This is a genomic window from Psychrobacter sp. bablab_jr014 (genome assembly GCF_016464015.1).
Classification (GTDB): domain Bacteria; phylum Pseudomonadota; class Gammaproteobacteria; order Pseudomonadales; family Moraxellaceae; genus Psychrobacter.
Genome location: NZ_JACDXT010000026.1, coordinates 37717 through 54818, shown reverse-complemented (window position 1 = coordinate 54818; position 17102 = coordinate 37717). Strand labels below are relative to the sequence as shown.

Below are 17102 nucleotides of genomic sequence, written 5' to 3'. Positions count from 1 at the left end.
TGATCAAACTCTTCAGTTTAATCTACTTGAGACCTTTTAAGATGGTCCCTAATCTTGGCTCATTCAATCACTCGCATTTAACTTTTCGTATGTTCGTATATGAATTAACTTGAGTTATTTGCTAATCATGAATGATAATTTTTTTTGCCATTACTGGCTGAATAACTAACATTCTGTGTCAGCAAAAATCCACACAAGTTGTTCTTTAGTATGCTTTTAAAAAGTAATATCACTGTCGTCCAGTAAATATTTATTACCCAAACTCACTAAGCTAATACGCTTCGCTGTATGGGTGAGCCGACTAGTCTATCATAAATTTATAAACTGTCAAACTCTTTTTTTTACTAACTTCGCAAGTAAGCGTTTTAACAACCGCTTTGCCTCATCAGTGGGGCGTATTATAGAGCGTTTATTTTGTGTGTCAACACTTTGTTTAAATTATTTTATCTTTTTCTATTTTTGCCTGTTTTTAGTCGTTTACTTACCTATCTTATGCACCTTAGTTTTTTTGCTTTATCTTTCTTATATAGTTAGCACATTCTGAAAGTGTTTTCTATATAGCTATTTCTTTGCTTATCGGGTGACGCTATTGTTTTTATGGCGTTTATACCTATATAGATAAGCCGCTTGGTTATTGATTTGGCTTAATCCCTTGTCATCTGGCGTTTATAGCGTGGTTTTGCTATGATGGCTGACTTTGGGACGGTATGCTTTGAGGCGTCAGTTAACTGTATTTAAAGGGCGCATCATCTAGAGACATCGACTGGTGTACTGTCATTTATGAGTCACAATATAATCTTAAGGTCATATGGTTGATGGTTGCAATCATCACTGCTGGCGGATTCAAATATAGGTAATCAATTATGGTCGCAATTACTTTACCCGATGGTAGCGTAAGAAACTTCGAAGGCAGCACCACCGTAATGGAGGTGGCGCAAAGTATCGGTACGGGACTGGCAAAAGCTACGGTCGCGGGACGGGTGAATGGACATTTGGTCGATGCGTGCGACCCTATCGTCGCTGATGCCAATGTGGAGATTGTGACGCCAAAAGATGATGATGGTGTGGATATCATTCGCCACTCGTGCGCGCATTTGCTCGGTCATGCGGTCAAGCAGCTGTATCCTGATGTAAAGATGGTCATCGGTCCTGTGATCGAAGATGGCTTTTATTATGACATCTATAGTGATACGCCATTTACCCCTGAGCACATGGAAAACATTGAAAAGCGTATGATGTCGCTGATCAATCAAAACTATGATGTCGTCAAAAAAATGACCCCGCGTGATGAGGCGATTGAGATTTTTAAATCGCGTGGTGAAGACTATAAGCTACAGCTAATCAATGATATGCCGGGCGAAGATGCTTTTGGTCTGTATCATCATCAAGAATACGTGGATATGTGCCGTGGGCCGCACGTGCCGAACACACGCTTTTTAAAAGTGTTTAAGCTGACTAAGATGTCAGGTGCTTACTGGCGTGGCGATGCTAAAAACGAACAGCTACAGCGTATCTACGGTACGGCGTGGGCGGATAAAAAGCAGCTAAAAGCGTATATTCAGCGTATTGAAGAAGCCGAAAAGCGTGACCACCGTAAAATTGGTAAAGCGCTGAACCTGTTTCATATGCAAGAGCAAGCACCCGGTATGGTGTTTTGGCATCCAAACGGCTGGACGATTTATCAAGTGCTTGAGCAGTATATGCGTCAGGTACAATACGATAATGGCTATCAAGAGATTAAAACGCCACAAATCGTGGATCGCAGTCTGTGGGAGCGCTCAGGACACTGGGGCAACTATGCGACCAATATGTTCACCACATCGAGTGAAAGCCGCGACTATGCGGTAAAACCGATGAACTGTCCATGCCACGTACAGGTATTTAACCAAGGGCTAAAGTCGTACCGTGACCTGCCGCTACGTATGGCAGAATTTGGATCATGCCACCGTAACGAACCGTCAGGCTCGCTACATGGCTTGATGCGTGTGCGCGGCTTTACTCAAGATGACGCGCATATCTTCTGTACGCCTGCGCAAATCCAAGAAGAAGTGGCAGAATTCATCAAGCTGACATTGGCAGTATATGACGACTTTGGCTTTACGGATATTGAAATGAAGCTCTCTACTCGCCCAGAAAAACGTGTGGGCAGTGAAGCGGCGTGGGATGCGGCCGAAAAAGCCTTGGCAGATGCGCTTGATAGCTCAGGCTTGGACTGGGAATATCTGCCTGGCGAAGGCGCGTTCTACGGTCCTAAGATTGAATTTAGTCTAAAAGACTGCCTAGGTCGTGTGTGGCAGTGCGGTACGATTCAGGTCGATCCGAACATGCCAGAGCGCTTAGATGCCGAGTTCGTTAACGAACATGGCGAGCGTGAGACGCCTGTCATGTTGCACCGTGCGATTTTGGGTTCATTTGAGCGTTTCCTTGGTATGCTGATTGAGCATTATGCTGGCTGGATGCCTGTATGGCTTGCGCCGCAACAGGTTGCGGTTATGAACATCACCGATAAACAGGCGGATGCTTGTGACTCAGTGGTGCAAACCCTACGTGCTGCTGGACTGCGCGCCATTAGTGACTTGCGTAACGAAAAGATTGGATTTAAGATACGAGAGAAAACATTAGAACGTATCCCTTATATGCTAGTATTGGGGGATAAGGAAGTCGAATCGGGCAGCGTCAATGTCCGTACGCGTGAAGGTGAGAACCTAGGCGTCATGAGTGTTGAGGCATTTATTGAATTGGTACAAACTGCCATCGCTCAAAAAGGTCGACAGAATCAAAAAACAGATGAGGAGTAATACCTATTAAACAGTCAAACCGTTTGAACATCAACGAAGATATCAGCGCCAAACAAGTTCGTCTTGTTAAAGAAGATGGCGAACAGATGGGCGTGGTTGATATCAATACCGCGATGAAAGCGGCACGTGATGAAAACTTAGACTTGGTTGAACTGGTTCCTGATGCCAAACCACCCGTTTGCAAAATCATGGACTACAAGCGTTTCTTATATGACCAAAAACAAAAGGCCAAAGAAGCGAAGAAAAACCAAAAGCAGACCCAGTTAAAAGAGATGAAACTGCGTCCAAGCACTGAAGAGGCTGACTATCAGGTCAAACTGAGAAAGATCGTTAGCTTTCTAGAAGATCAGGACAAAGTAAAAATCAGCATCCGCTTCCGCGGTCGTGAAATGGCGCACCAAGATATTGGTCGCCGTCAGCTTGAGCGTATCATCGAAGATACCGCTGATATCTCAAACGTTGAGCAGCCACCAAAAATGGAAGGCCGCCAGATGGGTATGCTCTTAGGGCCAACTAAGAAAAAATAATCAGCCAAGTCTTTGGTTCGATAATGACGTGTGTACTTTTTTGACCACCAATATGCCACCGCGTATTGGTGGTTTTTTGTTGCCTTAACATTTTGTGTCATGTCCGCTGTTTGGCGCACAAGCAGATAGGAACTCGCAAATCGTTTTACAAAATCCATATTCCCACCTGCCACAGAACGCGGTAGTCTTAAGCGTATCGCTTATTTTGCAGACGCTATGAGCTTGCTGCCCTAGGCTAATACTGCCAATTACTTATAATAATTATCAACGCCGAATTTTTATCACTGTTTATTCTTTGGATAAGGACACCTGATGCAATCATTAACCCCACCTGAAAATGCTGCCAGCCAAACAATTACACTTAGCGCCCCTGAACCTGTCAAAGAAGTCGAAAAAGATGAAGCCGATCAGATGGTGCCGCTCGATAAAGACCAAATCCCTGAGCTGGATGCCAAGGTTGATGCCTTTATTGACCATGTGATTACCAATCCCGTCGATAGTCCTGACTTTCGTCAAAATGTGCAATCTATTCATGAGCTTGGCTCAAAAGAAATCCGCGAGTCCGCACAGGTATCGAACCGTATGCTCGACTTGCCAGCCAAAAGTCTGAACGATGGTCTTTTTGACAACTCCCCGATTGCCAAATCATTGACCGAGCTGCGCGGCATTGTCGAAGATCTTGACCCTAGTAAAAAAGAGCTGACCAGCTCACGCAAGCTGTTTGGTCTGATTCCTTTTGGCAATAAAGTGCAAGATTATTTTCGTCAGTACGAATCAGCGCAGTCGCACATCAATGCGGTGGTGACCAGCTTATACAACGGTAAAGATGAGCTGCTCAAAGACAACGCCACCATTGAGCAAGAAAAAATCAATATGTGGGCGCTGATGCAGTCTATTCGCCAATATATCTATGTCGGTAAAAAGATTGATGAGCAACTGGCGCAAAAGGTACAAACGCTTGAAGCCACTGACCCAGAAAAAGCGCGTATTATTAAAGAAGAAATGCTGTTTTATGTGCGCCAAAAAAATACTGATTTTTTGACCCAATTGGCGGTTAATATTCAGGGCTATTTGGCCTTAGACACCATTCGTAAGAATAACCTTGAGCTTATTAAAGGCGTTGACCGCGCTACGACAACCACCATTTCTGCGCTACGCACCGCTGTTGTGGTCGCGCAGGCAATGACCAATCAAAAACTGGTACTCGACCAAATCACTGCGCTCAATAAAACCACCAGCAGCTTGATTGAATCGACCTCAGCGATGCTCAAGCGCCAATCAGGCGAGATTCATGAGCAAGCGACCAGCGCCACCATTGAACTGGATAAGCTACAAAATGCCTTTACTAATATCTATGAAACGATGGATATGATCAGCAATTACAAGGTGCAAGCGCTGGACAGCATGCAGCAGACGATTAATACTTTGACGACCGAAGTGGACAAAGCACAAAAGTATCTGGACAAATCTAACCAGACCACCGTGCTTGAGGTGTCCAAGGATATCAATGCTGAGAAAATAACTCAGCAATCGGACAACACCAAAGTGACCATTTAGACAGTTCGTTTAAACTGTCTGCATTCGCAGATGAATGGCCGCTCGCTTTTGGGTCGTACAAACGGGTTACCTGACTTATCATCATTGTTGCAAGATATTGTCAGGTGGTTCGTGTTAAGATACTCCTTACTTATGATATTAAAAGACAGATACGGTAATTTATGACTTGGAACGATCCAAATGCCTCGGCGGAAGCACAAAAATACGATAACCCTATTCCGAGCCGAGAGTTGATACTACAAACGATTGCACAGAATGGTCAACCGACGCATCCTGAGCTGGCACATATTTTTGAGATTAATGACCCCGAACAGTTCGATGCGCTGGGTAATCGCCTTAAAGCCATGGTTCGTGATGGTCAGGTCACGCGCGATGGACGTCCTTATCGCTATCGTCCTGTGACCACGCACGATGTGGTGACAGGAACGGTCTCAGCACATGCCAAAGGCTTTGGTTTTGTGGTGCTTGAGGACATGCCTGACTTATTTTTGCATGAAAAACAAATGCGCTGGGTGTTTAATGGCGATACCGTCGATGCCATCGGTACGTCTACGGACAATCGCGGGCGCACCGAAGGGCGTATTGTTAAGGTTAATGAGCGTCAGCAAAACCAGTTTATCGGTACGCTGGCACGCGATGAAGATGGCTACTGCGTCGAGCTGGCAAGCCCGAACAATCACCAGCCCATCACCGTAACCGATGACAATGTTGATGCCCTCGGCGCAAAAGTAGGTGACCCTGTTAAAGTTGACATCATCGACTGGCCAAACCAGCATGAGTTTGCCACAGGTAAAATCACTGCCCTACTCAACGATGATAATGACCGCGAGCTGATCATTGAAACCACGTTATTAAACTACGACATTCCCTCAGAGTTTAGCCCCGCAGCGTTAAAACAAGCGCAAGCGTACAAAGAGCCAAGCAAAAAAGACATCAAAGGTCGTGTCGATTTGCGTGATATACCGCTCATCACCATTGATGGTGAAGATGCACGCGATTTTGATGACGCCGTGTTTGCTGAAAAGCGCTCAGGCGGTAACTATCGCGTATTGGTCGCCATCGCTGATGTCAGTCACTATGTGACGCCGAACTCGCCGCTTGATATTGATGCGTACGAGCGTGGCACGTCGGTATACTTCCCGCATCGCGTCATTCCGATGCTGCCTGAAGTGTTGTCAAACGGCTTGTGCTCCCTCAATCCGTCAGTTGACCGTCTGTGTATGGTTGCCGATATCAAGGTATCGCGCGCAGGCAATGTCACAGGCTATGAGTTTTATCCTGCGGTTATGCATTCGCAAGCACGCCTGACTTATAATCAAGTCAATGCTTACTTTGAAAACCCCAAAGATGACAGCTTACCGACAACGCTCACTGGCAATGAGGCGGTTAAAAAATCGGTCGCCACCTTGCATCAGCTGTATGAACTGCTGCTGAAAAAACGCGAAGCCCGTCATGCGATGGAGTTTGAAACGGTTGAAACCTATATCAAATTCAACGAAAAAGGCGGTATTGCGGACATCTTGCCACGTACGCGCGGCGATGCGCACAAGCTGATTGAAGAGTGCATGCTGCTTGCCAATACGTGTGCGGCAAACTTTGCCCTCAAGCATGAATTGCCTGTGCTGTACCGCAATCATGATAAGCCCGATGGCGAAAAATCAGGTCGTATCCATGAATACGCGAAAAACTTTGGTTTAAGTTTCCCTGAAGAAAACCCAACGCAGGCGGACTATCAGCGCATTATCGAAGCGACCAAAGACCGTCCTGACGCAATCAGCATTCATAGTATGCTACTGCGCTCAATGATGCAGGCAAACTATGCCCCTGATAATATCGGGCATTTTGGCTTGGCATACGATGAGTACAGCCACTTTACCTCGCCGATTCGCCGCTATCCTGACTTGATGCTACACCGTGCGATTAAAGCCAAAGTTACAGGTACCAAGCAGCCTGTGATGGACTTTTCATTGGATGAAGCAGGTACGCAAACCTCGGACACTGAACGCCGCGCTGAAAAAGCCTCGCGCTTTGTCGAATCATGGCTCAAGTGCCACTACATGAAAGACCATGTGGGCGAAGAGTTTGATGGTGTGGTGACGACCGTGACCAATTTTGGTTTGTTTATCACCTTAACCGACCTATATATTGATGGCTTGGTACACATCTCAAATGTCGGCGATGACTTCTTTGTCTATGACGAAAAGCAACAACAGCTTATCGGTCAAGATCACGGGAAACTGTTTGGCTTGGGCGACTTGGTACGCATCAAAGTTGCTGGCGTGAATATGGACTTGCTACAAATTGACTTTGAGTTACAAGCCAAACTACAAGCGAGCCAAATGAACCAAACCAAGAAAAAACGCCGCACTAATAGCCGTAAGAGTAGTCGTAAAAAAAGTCAGTAGTTTTTATTTACGGCAGATAGATAAAAGGGTCAACGTCAGCGTTGACCCTTTTTTTATGACTAATTTTTGGTAAGCGTGGTTATAAACTGCCTTCGACCTGCGCCATTTTATCCGCTTCTTTGGCTTCAGCAGCATCGATATTATTATGCACATTGTCCAAAATGGCTTTGGGCTGCTCACCAAGACTCGGGGCGGCTGTTTCTGTGTTACTGACAGTTGCGGCACTTTCCTGCGCTGCGGGTTCGCTACTGCTCTCTACCTGGACGGGCGCAACTTCAGGACGGCTGTGGCTGTTCAGCACATTAAAAACAATTAAAGCGACAATGCCGACAAGGGCGGCGATGATGATGTGTTTGGGCTGCATGACGGTACTCTACAGACAAAAGGGATAAACGCGTACAGACAATGCACTGCATTTTTTGTGCCCGTTTTTCTGTTATAGAGGGTCTTATTCAATCGCCATTGCCAGCATGTCTATTATTCTTGCGGACTGCGGCTGTCTAATAAATCAGGCGTGTCGGCATTTTCGGCAATTTCTTGCTCTACTTTTGCCAAGAGCTTGGCATCAGGCTTCGCGTCTAACACATCACTGGTGTCACAGCCTTCTAAAATCTGCTTGGCGCGCGCTTTGGCTTCGGCTTTTTCCTTATCACTCATGGTGGTATCAGGTATGCTCACCGCCGCTTTGGCTGGCGCATCCCCATTAGGCAGGTGCATGAGCGCTTGCTCCAGTTTGTGACTAAAGCGCAAACGATAAATCGGCTCAGGCAAGCTAAAGCCAGTGTCCTCAAGGGCGTGCTTGGTTTCGCGAATAGCGATACTGCGCGCTTTGGCAAAGTCAGTCTGTGATTGATCCACCCACACTTGGAACTCAAGCACGATATTGGAGTCGCCGACTTCGTTAATCACCGCCACTGCTTTGGGGGTCGCTAAGACAAAATCCAATTGGTTAATCGCATCCAAACCAACCTTGATGGCGGCAATCGGGTCATCATTGGCATCCACACCCAGCTCAAAGGTAAAGCGGCGCTCAGGATTTTTGGTGTAATTGAGTATCGTGCCTTTAAACACTTCCGCATTTGGAATGCGCAGCTGATTGCCATCCAAGGTCATTAAAATAGTCGCTCGAGAAGTGAGCCGAACCACGATGCCCTCTTGTCCATTAATCACCACTTGATCACGCGCGCGAAATGGCTGACGAATACTGAGCATGAGAGAAGCAATGTAATTTTCGATGGTGTCTTTGACCGCAAAACCCACCGCAATACCGATAACCCCAGCACCGCCCAATAGCGTGCCCAAAATGGTCTCTGCACCAATCAAGCTGAGCGCTAATATCAGTCCTAAGATAATAAAAATAACTTTTACCGTTTGCGCGAGCAGCTCGGCGACAAAAGGATTGGGTGTGACGCGCTGCCATAGGCGCTGCTGCTTGGCAAGTTGGCTGCCCAGTAGCGCGACAATACCAAACAGCAAAATACCAATAAACACCAGTGGTAAGGCTTTAAGCAGTTGCTTACTGCGAGTGATAAGCGATTGGTAGACAGTAGAGACATTGTCCTGAACATCAAGTGTACGCTCAATCTCGTCATTGACGGTGACCACATTGGCGATGCGGCTGCTCAGATTGATGGCTTGCTGGGCTTTTTTTTCATTGGCGGTCTCACCTGCCAGCGTGACCACACCTTGATTGACAGTCACGTTGACCGCTTGTAAGCCTTCAATTTCAGAAAAAATCCCACGAATGCGCGCACGAATATCACTGTCTTGCACGGCAGTATCGGGCGCAGAGGTGATGCTGCTGGTTTCGGCATCGTTGGTTGGCGTGTTAGGCGCTTCATTTGCTGCTGAGTCACCATCAGCAGGTTGGTCGCCACCATCCACGCTGACGCCTGTCATCTGTGCGCCAATGTCTGTCAGGGAAGTTTCTGCAACTACAGGATACGGCGTTGCAAAGACGCTCATACCTATGAGCAATGCGCTGCTGAAATGTCGAGAGGGGAGAGTTATTGTCATGCCGTGCCCTTGTCCTACATTGATTTTGCCGTGTTCTTCCACTTTACCACTATATAGAAAGCAGAAGAACCAATGGACAGACAATGTAGAGACAATCGGCAGGGATAAGCGCGCTTTAGTAATTCAAGCTTAGTGGTCTAGATAGCGCTGGGCTTCACCCAAGTCGAGCGTACCTTCATAAATAGCGCGCCCTGTAATAATACCTTCAATACAATCACCATAAGGCTTGAGCAGCTCGATGTCGCTCATATCCGTGACGCCGCCTGAAGCGATGACAGGAATACCGCCTTCACGTGCAAGATTGACGGTTTGCTCAACATTCACGCCTTGCATCATGCCATCACGGGCAATATCGGTATAGACGATAGAGGACACGCCTGCATCGGCAAAACGCTTGGCAAGCTCGGTGGCTTTGGTATCGGTCACATTCGCCCAGCCATGGGTGGCAACCATGCCATCTTTGGCATCAATACCGACGATAATGTGCCCTGCAAACTCGCGGCAGGCTTCGGTGACAAAGCTCGGCTCTTCGACCGCTTTGGTGCCGATAATAATGTAGGTCAAACCTGCATCAATGTACTGCTCGATGGTCTGCATGGTGCGCACACCGCCACCCAACTGAATGGGTAAGTTAGGATAAGCGCGAGCAATGTCACTGACCACAGACTTGTGGACAGGCACCCCATCAAACGCGCCATTTAAATCCACCAAATGCAAGCGGCGTGCCCCTTCATCGACCCAACGCGCAGCCATCGCCACAGGGTCATCAGAAAAGACGGTATCATCTTCCATGCGTCCTTGTTTTAGACGCACACACTTGCCATCTTTTAAATCAATTGCAGGGATAATTAATGGGGCGGCGCTCATGAGTACTCCTTATGCTGATATAAAAATGAAAACAAACCACGTCATGGCGGTCTGCTATTTTCTGTTGAAATACGGTCAAAAATTGCGGGTAAATCAAATTATTTTTACCCAAAATCCCTTACTGTAACATGGACTTATTTGCGTGTTACTTAGACATAAATATCATTACTAACTGGCAATTTTAGGTCAATTTGGCGTATAATCCTAGGTAAATTTGTATTTGATTCCCTATAGATGCCGTCGTATTGGGGCGCTACCCAACCAACTGGCAGGTAACAGGCGACAGACAGATACCGTTGTTGCTCTTGTTACCAAACTGTACAGCGTAGACGCTATTTTTGGTTCGTGTTGTATCGGTTTAGGGACATTTATTATTGGGTTTTTACTATTAGATATTTTGTTACAAAATATCTGTCGCACGATTGCAGTGTATAACTTGTTAATCTGTGCAGCTGGTTTAATAAAATGCTCATAGGCGAGCGTTTTACTCTACTTAGCTTGTATTTGGTTACACCAATATCGTAAAAAACCCTTTACATACAATGTGCTTATAATACAATTTTTAGGATTTCTATAAACGTATGATATCCGCTGTCTGAGTACGCCGCACTTTATAACTCGGCTGCTTGACTCAGTGTCCCGTCATACACCTTGGTAGCCGGTCGCCACTTTGGTAATTGAATAAGACGTTAACGTGTTGTTAAGGAGTCTAAGGTCAGCGTTAATATTCTTAGTTGTAACAATGCTAGAGCATAGGCAACACGCGCACAGTATAATTTGTTTATACAAATAAAATACTGCGGGCTTGTTGCCATTTGTCGTGCTTGTTGCTGTCGTACCGAACAGGACGTCTGGTATCGTTTTAGACTATGGACTAAGTTTTCGCTTATGATTACCATCAAAAAAGGTTTGGATTTGCCTATTACTGGTGAACCCTCCCGCGAGATATCTGAGCACAAACCTACGCACGTGGCCTTGGTTGGCTATGATTACGTAGGGATGAAGCCGACAATGAATGTCAAAGAAGGTGACATCGTAGCCAAAGGTCAACCCGTTTACGAAGACAAAAAACGTGCAGGCGTGATTTATACTGCGCCTGCTTCAGGCAAAGTGGTCGCCGTGAACCGCGGTGAGCGTCGTGTGTTTGAAAGTCTGGTAATTGAGGTTGACCCAAACGGTGAAGAAGTCGAATTTGGGCGCTACGACTCAGACAAACTTGCACAGTTAGATGCTGAGACAGTTGAAGCCCAACTGGTAACCTCTGGTGAATGGACCGCGTTTCGTTCACGTCCGTTTAGCCGCACCCCTGATATCGGCGCACGTTCTCAAGCCATTTTCGTTACGGCAATAGATACCAACCCTCTTGCCTTTGACCCAATGCTACTCATTAATGAAGAGTTGACCGCCTTTAATGATGGCCTTGCCGTTCTCTCAACCCTAAGCCCAAAAACTTATGTCTGTCATCATGGCGATGCCCAGTTGACCAAAGTGACAAACACGGCAAGCGGTAACACGACTGAATATCATAGCTTTAAAGGCAAGCACCCAGCAGGTCTTGCGGGCACGCACATTCACTTTTTGCACCCGATTGCTCGCGGCGTAACCGTGTGGACCATTGGCTACCAAGACGTGATTGCGATTGGTAAGCTCTTTACCACAGGTCGTCTATACACTTCTCGCCTTATCAGCTTGGCAGGGCCTGCGGTCAAAAACCCGCACCTGATCAAAACTGAGCGCGGTGCGGACGTAAATGCAATGATCAAAGGCGAGCTGGCCTCAGGCGACAACCGCGTGATTTCAGGCTCTGTGCTCTCAGGTCGCAAACTGTTTGACAATGTGGCTTATTTAGGTCGTTTTCACAATCAAATCAGCGCATTGGCTGAAGGCTATGAGCGTCCAGCATTCCACTTCTTGAGTGCTGGTAGCAACCGCTTTTCTAAGCTGCCGATTTATATTTCTCAGTTTTTTGGTGGCAAAAAGTACAACTTTACCACCACGACAAACGGCTCACCTCGTGCCATGGTACCGATTGGTGTCTATGAAGAGGTTATGCCGCAAGACTACCTACCGACCCAGCTACTACGCGCACTGATTGTCGAAGACATCGTAACAGCGGTAGATTTGGGCGCGCTTGAGCTTGATGAAGAAGACTTGGCGCTATGTACCTTTGTCTCTCCAGGCAAGTACGAGTTCGGTGACATCTTGCGCGATAACTTGACGCGTATTGAGCTGGAGGGCTAATTGCGATGAAATTTTTACACAACCTATTCGATCGTATGGAGCCGTCTTTTACCAAAGGTGGCAAGCATGAAAAATACTATGCGGTCTTTGAGATGTTCGATACGTTTTTGCGTCAGCCAAGCTCGACGACGTATGCGTCATCGCACGTTCGCGATGGTATCGATCTAAAGCGCATCATGATTACCGTATGGCTGTGTACGTTCCCAGCGATGTTTTGGGGCATGTACAATGTCGGCCATCAAGCACTCATGGCGATTGCCAATCTAGGCTTGCAGCCTGAGGGCTGGCGCACCATTATTACGGGCATGGTCGGCTATGACCCAAACAGTATTTGGGCATGTTTCGTCTACGGGGCGATGCAGTTCTTACCTATTTATATTGTGACCTTTGCCGTTGGTATCTTGTGTGAGGTTATCTTTGCGGTCGTGCGCGGACACGAAGTCAACGAAGGCTTCTTTGTGACCTCGGTACTGTTTGCACTGTGTCTGCCACCTGATATTCCTTTATGGCAAGTGGCGTTAGGCATCACCTTTGGTGTCGTGGTTGCTAAAGAAGTCTTTGGTGGTACAGGTAAGAACTTCTTGAACCCTGCCCTATCGGGTCGTGCGTTCTTATACTTCGCCTACCCTGCCTATATGTCTGGCGATTCTATCTGGACAGCGGTTGATGGCTTCTCAGGCGCAACCCCGCTCGGTCTTGCAGCCCTTGGCGTCTCGCCAGAGCAATTTACTGACGCGTACGGCACTGCCATCACGTGGAGCGATGCCTTCTTTGGTAACATCCAAGGCAGTATCGGTGAAGTCTCGACACTCGCGATTCTAATCGGTGCGGTCGGTCTACTATGGACGCGTATTGCTTCATGGCGCATCATGGCAGGCTGTGTGGTCGGTCTTATCTTGACCTCACTGGTCTTTAACGCGATTGGTTCAGAAGACAACCTAATGATGGGCTTGCCATTCTACTGGCACTTGGTCATCGGCGGCTTTGCCTTTGGTGCGGTATTTATGGCGACAGACCCTGTGTCAGCAGCGCATACCAACAAAGGCCGCTGGGCGTATGGTATTTTGATTGGCTTTATGACGGTACTTATCCGTGTGGTCAACCCAGCGTTCCCAGAAGGCATCATGCTTGCTATTCTTTTTGCCAACTTATTCGCCCCATTGTTTGACTACTTTGTGACCCAAGCAAACATCAAACGCCAAACTGCACGGAGGGTTCGCTATGTCCAAGCCCAAAAGTAACAATTTCAAAACCATCAGTGTGGCACTGACGCTATGCTTGGTGTGTTCAGTATTGGTTTCGGCAGTCGCTGTTGGTCTAAAACCAGCACAGGTCGAAAACGCGCGTCTTGACCGTAACAAAAACATTTTGGTGGCCGCAGGTCAGTTTGACCCTGCCTCAGACACCAATAAAGACGTGGCTGAGCGCTTTAAAGACTTTGACGTTAAAATCATCAACCTAGACAGCGGTAACTACGCTGACGACGCTGAGCTAAAACAAGCGGGCATCGATGATGTAAACAGCTATGACGCCGACCAAGCGTCAAAGAACCAAGCGCTAAGTGAAGATTTGGGTGACAACGATCCTGCCAGTATCGGTCGTAAACCTAAATACGCCAAAGTCTATGTAAAACAAAACGCAGAAGGTCAGCCTGAAGCAGTCGTGCTACCGATTAAAGGCTACGGTCTTTGGGGTACAATTTATGGCTTCTTAACGCTTGAGAGCGACTTGAATACCATCAAAGGTATCAGCTTTTATGAACACAAAGAAACCCCAGGTCTGGGCGCACGTATTGAAGAGCCAGAGTGGCGCGCACAGTGGAACGGTATCCACGCTTATGATGAGTCGGGCGATGTGGCAACGGGTGTAACCAAAGCAGGTACGCCACGTGAAAACTACGTTGATGGCATCAGTGGTGCGACGCTAACGAGTCGCGGTGTGAGCAATATGGTTCAGTTTTGGCTCGGCGAGCAAGGCTACAAGCCTTTCTTAGACCAGTTGCGTAAACAGAGTGGTCAGACGCTTGATGGCGCTGATGCAACCGCTCAAAGTGGCAAGGAGGCATGATATGGCTGACACAAAAAGCATTTTAACCACGCCGATTTTTGACAACAACCCGATTGCCTTACAGATCCTTGGTATCTGTTCGGCACTAGCGGTTACCACCAGCGTATCCAACGCTTTGGTCATGTGTATCGCATTGTCATTGGTCACCGCGTTCTCAAGTTTCTTTATCTCGATTATTCGTAATAAAATCCCATCGAGCATCCGTATTATTGTGCAGATGACGATTATTGCGTCACTGGTTATCTTGGTCGATCAGGTGCTAAAAGCAGTCGCCTATGATGTCAGTAAAGGTCTGTCGGTTTTCGTTGGCTTGATTATCACCAACTGTATCGTGATGGGTCGTGCTGAAGCCTTTGCCATGAGCAACCCACCGATTCCAAGCTTTATGGATGGTATCGGTAACGGTCTTGGCTACTCAGCCGTATTGCTATTCGTTGCCAGTATCCGTGAAATCTTCGGTGCAGGCAGCTGGTTTGGTATCACCATCTTACAGCCTGTGACTGATGGCGGCTGGTACTTACCAAACGGTCTGCTACTACTGCCACCGTCTGCGTTCTTTATCATTGGCTTATTTATCACCATCATACGTATTTGGAAGCCTGAGCAGGTCGAAGATCCTGAATACGTGATGAAGCCGCAATCAAAAGGCATGGCTCACGGAGGCGGTCACTAATGGGACACTATATCAGTCTATTTATTACCTCAGTTTTTATTGAGAACATGGCGCTTGCCTACTTCTTGGGTATGTGTACCTTTTTGGCGGTATCTAAGAAAGTATCGACCGCAATTGGTCTGGGTGTAGCAGTAGTCGTGGTCATGGGTATCACCGTACCGCTAAACAACCTATTGTTCCAGTTCATCCTAAAAGATGGTGCGCTCGCTTGGGCAGGCTTTCCTGATATCAACCTAAGCTTCCTAGGCTTACTCAGCTATATTGGTTTGATTGCTGCGACCGTACAGATTCTTGAGATGTTCTTGGATAAGTTCGTACCGAGCCTCTATAACGCGCTTGGGGTGTTCTTGCCTTTGATTACTGTGAACTGCGCCATCTTAGGTGGTGTACTGTTTATGGTTGAGCGTGACTACAACTTTGGCGAGTCGGTCGTTTATGGCGTCGGCGCAGGCTTCGGCTGGGCGATTGCTATCACAGCGCTGGCGGGTATTCGTGAGAAACTCAAATACTCAGACATCCCACCGCCGCTACGTGGTCTAGGCATTACCTTTATCACTGTTGGACTCATGTCACTTGGCTTTATGTCGTTTGGTGGTATGTCGATCTAATCACTCAAGTGACGGTTTGACCTATTTAATTCATTTATTCGGTAGGGGCTTAGGTTTACCCTTCCCCTACCCCATAGATTAAGGATACCTATCATGGATTATGCTACGGCGATTGGTGGCGTGGCTATGTTTACCTTGATCATCATGAGCTTGGTTGCCATTATTTTGATGGCACGCTCAAGATTGGTCAGCTCAGGTGACGTTACCATCCATATCAATGATAATCCCGATAATGATGTAGTGACCCCAGCGGGCGGTAAATTGCTGCAAACCCTTGCAAACGAAGGCATCTTTTTGTCTTCAGCATGTGGTGGCGGTGGTACGTGCGCGCAGTGTCGCTGCCGTGTTATTGACGGTGGTGGTTCAATTCTGCCTACCGAAGAAGGACATTTCACCCAAGGTGAAATTCGCGACAATATGCGTCTTGCTTGTCAGGTTTCTGTGAAACAAGACATGAAGATTGAGATTGACCCTGAGTTCTTTGATGTTCAAAAATGGGAATGTGAGGTTATCTCAAACGATAACGTGGCGACCTTTATTAAAGAGCTGGTACTCAAAATTCCAGAAGGCGAAGAAGTAAACTTCCGCGCTGGTGGTTATGTACAACTAGAAGCGCCACCGCATGAAGTTCATTACAAAGATTTTGATATCGCTGAAGAATATCAAGAAGACTGGGAAAAATTCGGCATCTTTAAATACGTCTCAAAGGTCGATGAGCCTGTGATTCGTGCGTACTCGATGGCGAACTACCCAGAAGAAAAAGGCATCATCAAGTTTAATATCCGTATCGCCAGTCCACCGCCGCGTGGTCCTGAAGGTATCCCGCCGGGCAAGATGTCGTCTTGGGTATTTAGCCTAAAACCTGGTGATAAGGTGACGGTATCAGGCCCGTATGGTGAGTTCTTTGCCAAAGATACCGATGCTGAGATGATCTTTATCGGTGGTGGTGCAGGTATGGCGCCGATGCGCTCGCACATCTTTGACCAGCTAAAGCGTCTAAACTCTGATCGCAAAATCAGCTTTTGGTATGGTGCGCGCTCGATACGTGAGATGTTCTACGTCGAAGACTATGACCAATTGGCCGAAGAGTTTGATAACTTTGAATGGCATGTGGCACTGTCAGACCCCTTGCCAGAAGACAACTGGGACGGCTACACAGGCTTTATTCACAACGTACTCTTAGAAGAGTATCTGAAAGATCATCCAAACCCAGAAGATTGTGAATACTACATGTGTGGGCCACCAGTAATGAACGCCGCTGTAATTGATATGCTCCACAGCCTTGGCGTTGAAGATGAAAACATCATGCTTGATGATTTCGGTGGTTAAGACCAAGCACTCTC

At 47.1% G+C, this 17102-nt stretch carries 13 protein-coding genes; 10 read left to right on the top strand and 3 right to left on the bottom strand.

The features are described from left to right. Positions 1-863: 863 nt before the first annotated feature. The 4 genes from thrS to rnr all read left to right on the top strand — a co-directional run bounded on the left by thrS (position 864) and on the right by rnr (position 7287). Positions 864-2798 (top strand): threonine--tRNA ligase, encoded by a 1935-nt coding sequence (gene thrS, locus JIE71_RS07470; protein ID WP_199508105.1) that lies wholly within the window; start codon positions 864-866, stop codon positions 2796-2798. 23 nt (positions 2799-2821) lie between these two features. After that, complete coding sequence (gene infC, locus JIE71_RS07465; RefSeq protein WP_199508104.1) at positions 2822-3325, top strand: translation initiation factor IF-3; 504 nt, start codon at positions 2822-2824, stop codon at positions 3323-3325. Positions 3326-3637: 312 nt separating this feature from the next. Beyond that, positions 3638-4882 carry a toxic anion resistance protein gene (locus JIE71_RS07460; protein ID WP_199508103.1) on the top strand — a complete coding sequence of 415 codons (1245 nt, stop codon included), beginning with the start codon at positions 3638-3640 and terminating at the stop codon, positions 4880-4882. A 161-nt stretch (positions 4883-5043) separates the two neighbouring features. Then, positions 5044-7287, top strand: coding sequence for a ribonuclease R (gene rnr, locus JIE71_RS07455; protein WP_199508102.1), 2244 nt, complete (start codon positions 5044-5046; stop codon positions 7285-7287). Positions 7288-7366: 79 nt separating this feature from the next. On the opposite strand, the gene JIE71_RS07450 is transcribed toward rnr, so the two are convergent. From JIE71_RS07450 to hisA, 3 genes are all read right to left on the bottom strand, one after another. Further along, positions 7367-7651, bottom strand: a complete 285-nt coding sequence (locus JIE71_RS07450; RefSeq protein WP_199508101.1) for a hypothetical protein — start codon at positions 7649-7651, stop codon at positions 7367-7369. A 113-nt stretch (positions 7652-7764) separates the two neighbouring features. After that, positions 7765-9186 carry a mechanosensitive ion channel family protein gene (locus tag JIE71_RS07445; protein ID WP_199508110.1) on the bottom strand — a complete coding sequence of 474 codons (1422 nt, stop codon included), beginning with the start codon at positions 9184-9186 and terminating at the stop codon, positions 7765-7767. Positions 9187-9432: 246 nt separating this feature from the next. Then, on the bottom strand, positions 9433-10170 hold the full coding sequence (gene hisA, locus JIE71_RS07440) for a 1-(5-phosphoribosyl)-5-[(5-phosphoribosylamino)methylideneamino]imidazole-4-carboxamide isomerase (RefSeq protein ID WP_199508100.1): 738 nt from the start codon (positions 10168-10170) through the stop codon (positions 9433-9435). A gap of 888 nt (positions 10171-11058) precedes the next feature. Between hisA and JIE71_RS07435 the strand changes: the two genes are divergently transcribed. The 6 genes from JIE71_RS07435 (at position 11059) to nqrF (ending at position 17088) form a co-directional block, all read left to right on the top strand. Continuing rightward, the gene (locus tag JIE71_RS07435) at positions 11059-12411 is read left to right on the top strand and encodes a Na(+)-translocating NADH-quinone reductase subunit A (protein WP_199508099.1); all 1353 of its coding nucleotides are present in this window, start codon (positions 11059-11061) and stop codon (positions 12409-12411) included. Positions 12412-12416: 5 nt separating this feature from the next. Next, entirely contained in the window at positions 12417-13652 is a 1236-nt protein-coding gene (locus tag JIE71_RS07430) for an NADH:ubiquinone reductase (Na(+)-transporting) subunit B (protein ID WP_199508098.1), read from the top strand. Then, positions 13633-14478 carry a Na(+)-translocating NADH-quinone reductase subunit C gene (locus tag JIE71_RS07425; RefSeq protein WP_199508097.1) on the top strand — a complete coding sequence of 282 codons (846 nt, stop codon included), beginning with the start codon at positions 13633-13635 and terminating at the stop codon, positions 14476-14478. Before JIE71_RS07430 ends, JIE71_RS07425 begins: the two co-directional genes overlap by 20 nt. A gap of 1 nt (position 14479) precedes the next feature. Further along, positions 14480-15151 (top strand): NADH:ubiquinone reductase (Na(+)-transporting) subunit D, encoded by a 672-nt coding sequence (locus JIE71_RS07420; protein WP_199508096.1) that lies wholly within the window; start codon positions 14480-14482, stop codon positions 15149-15151. Further along, the gene (gene nqrE / locus JIE71_RS07415; protein WP_199508095.1) at positions 15151-15759 is read left to right on the top strand and encodes an NADH:ubiquinone reductase (Na(+)-transporting) subunit E; all 609 of its coding nucleotides are present in this window, start codon (positions 15151-15153) and stop codon (positions 15757-15759) included. Before JIE71_RS07420 ends, nqrE begins: the two co-directional genes overlap by 1 nt. 93 nt (positions 15760-15852) lie before the next feature. Continuing rightward, the gene (gene nqrF / locus JIE71_RS07410; RefSeq protein ID WP_199508094.1) at positions 15853-17088 is read left to right on the top strand and encodes an NADH:ubiquinone reductase (Na(+)-transporting) subunit F; all 1236 of its coding nucleotides are present in this window, start codon (positions 15853-15855) and stop codon (positions 17086-17088) included. Positions 17089-17102 lie beyond the last annotated feature (14 nt).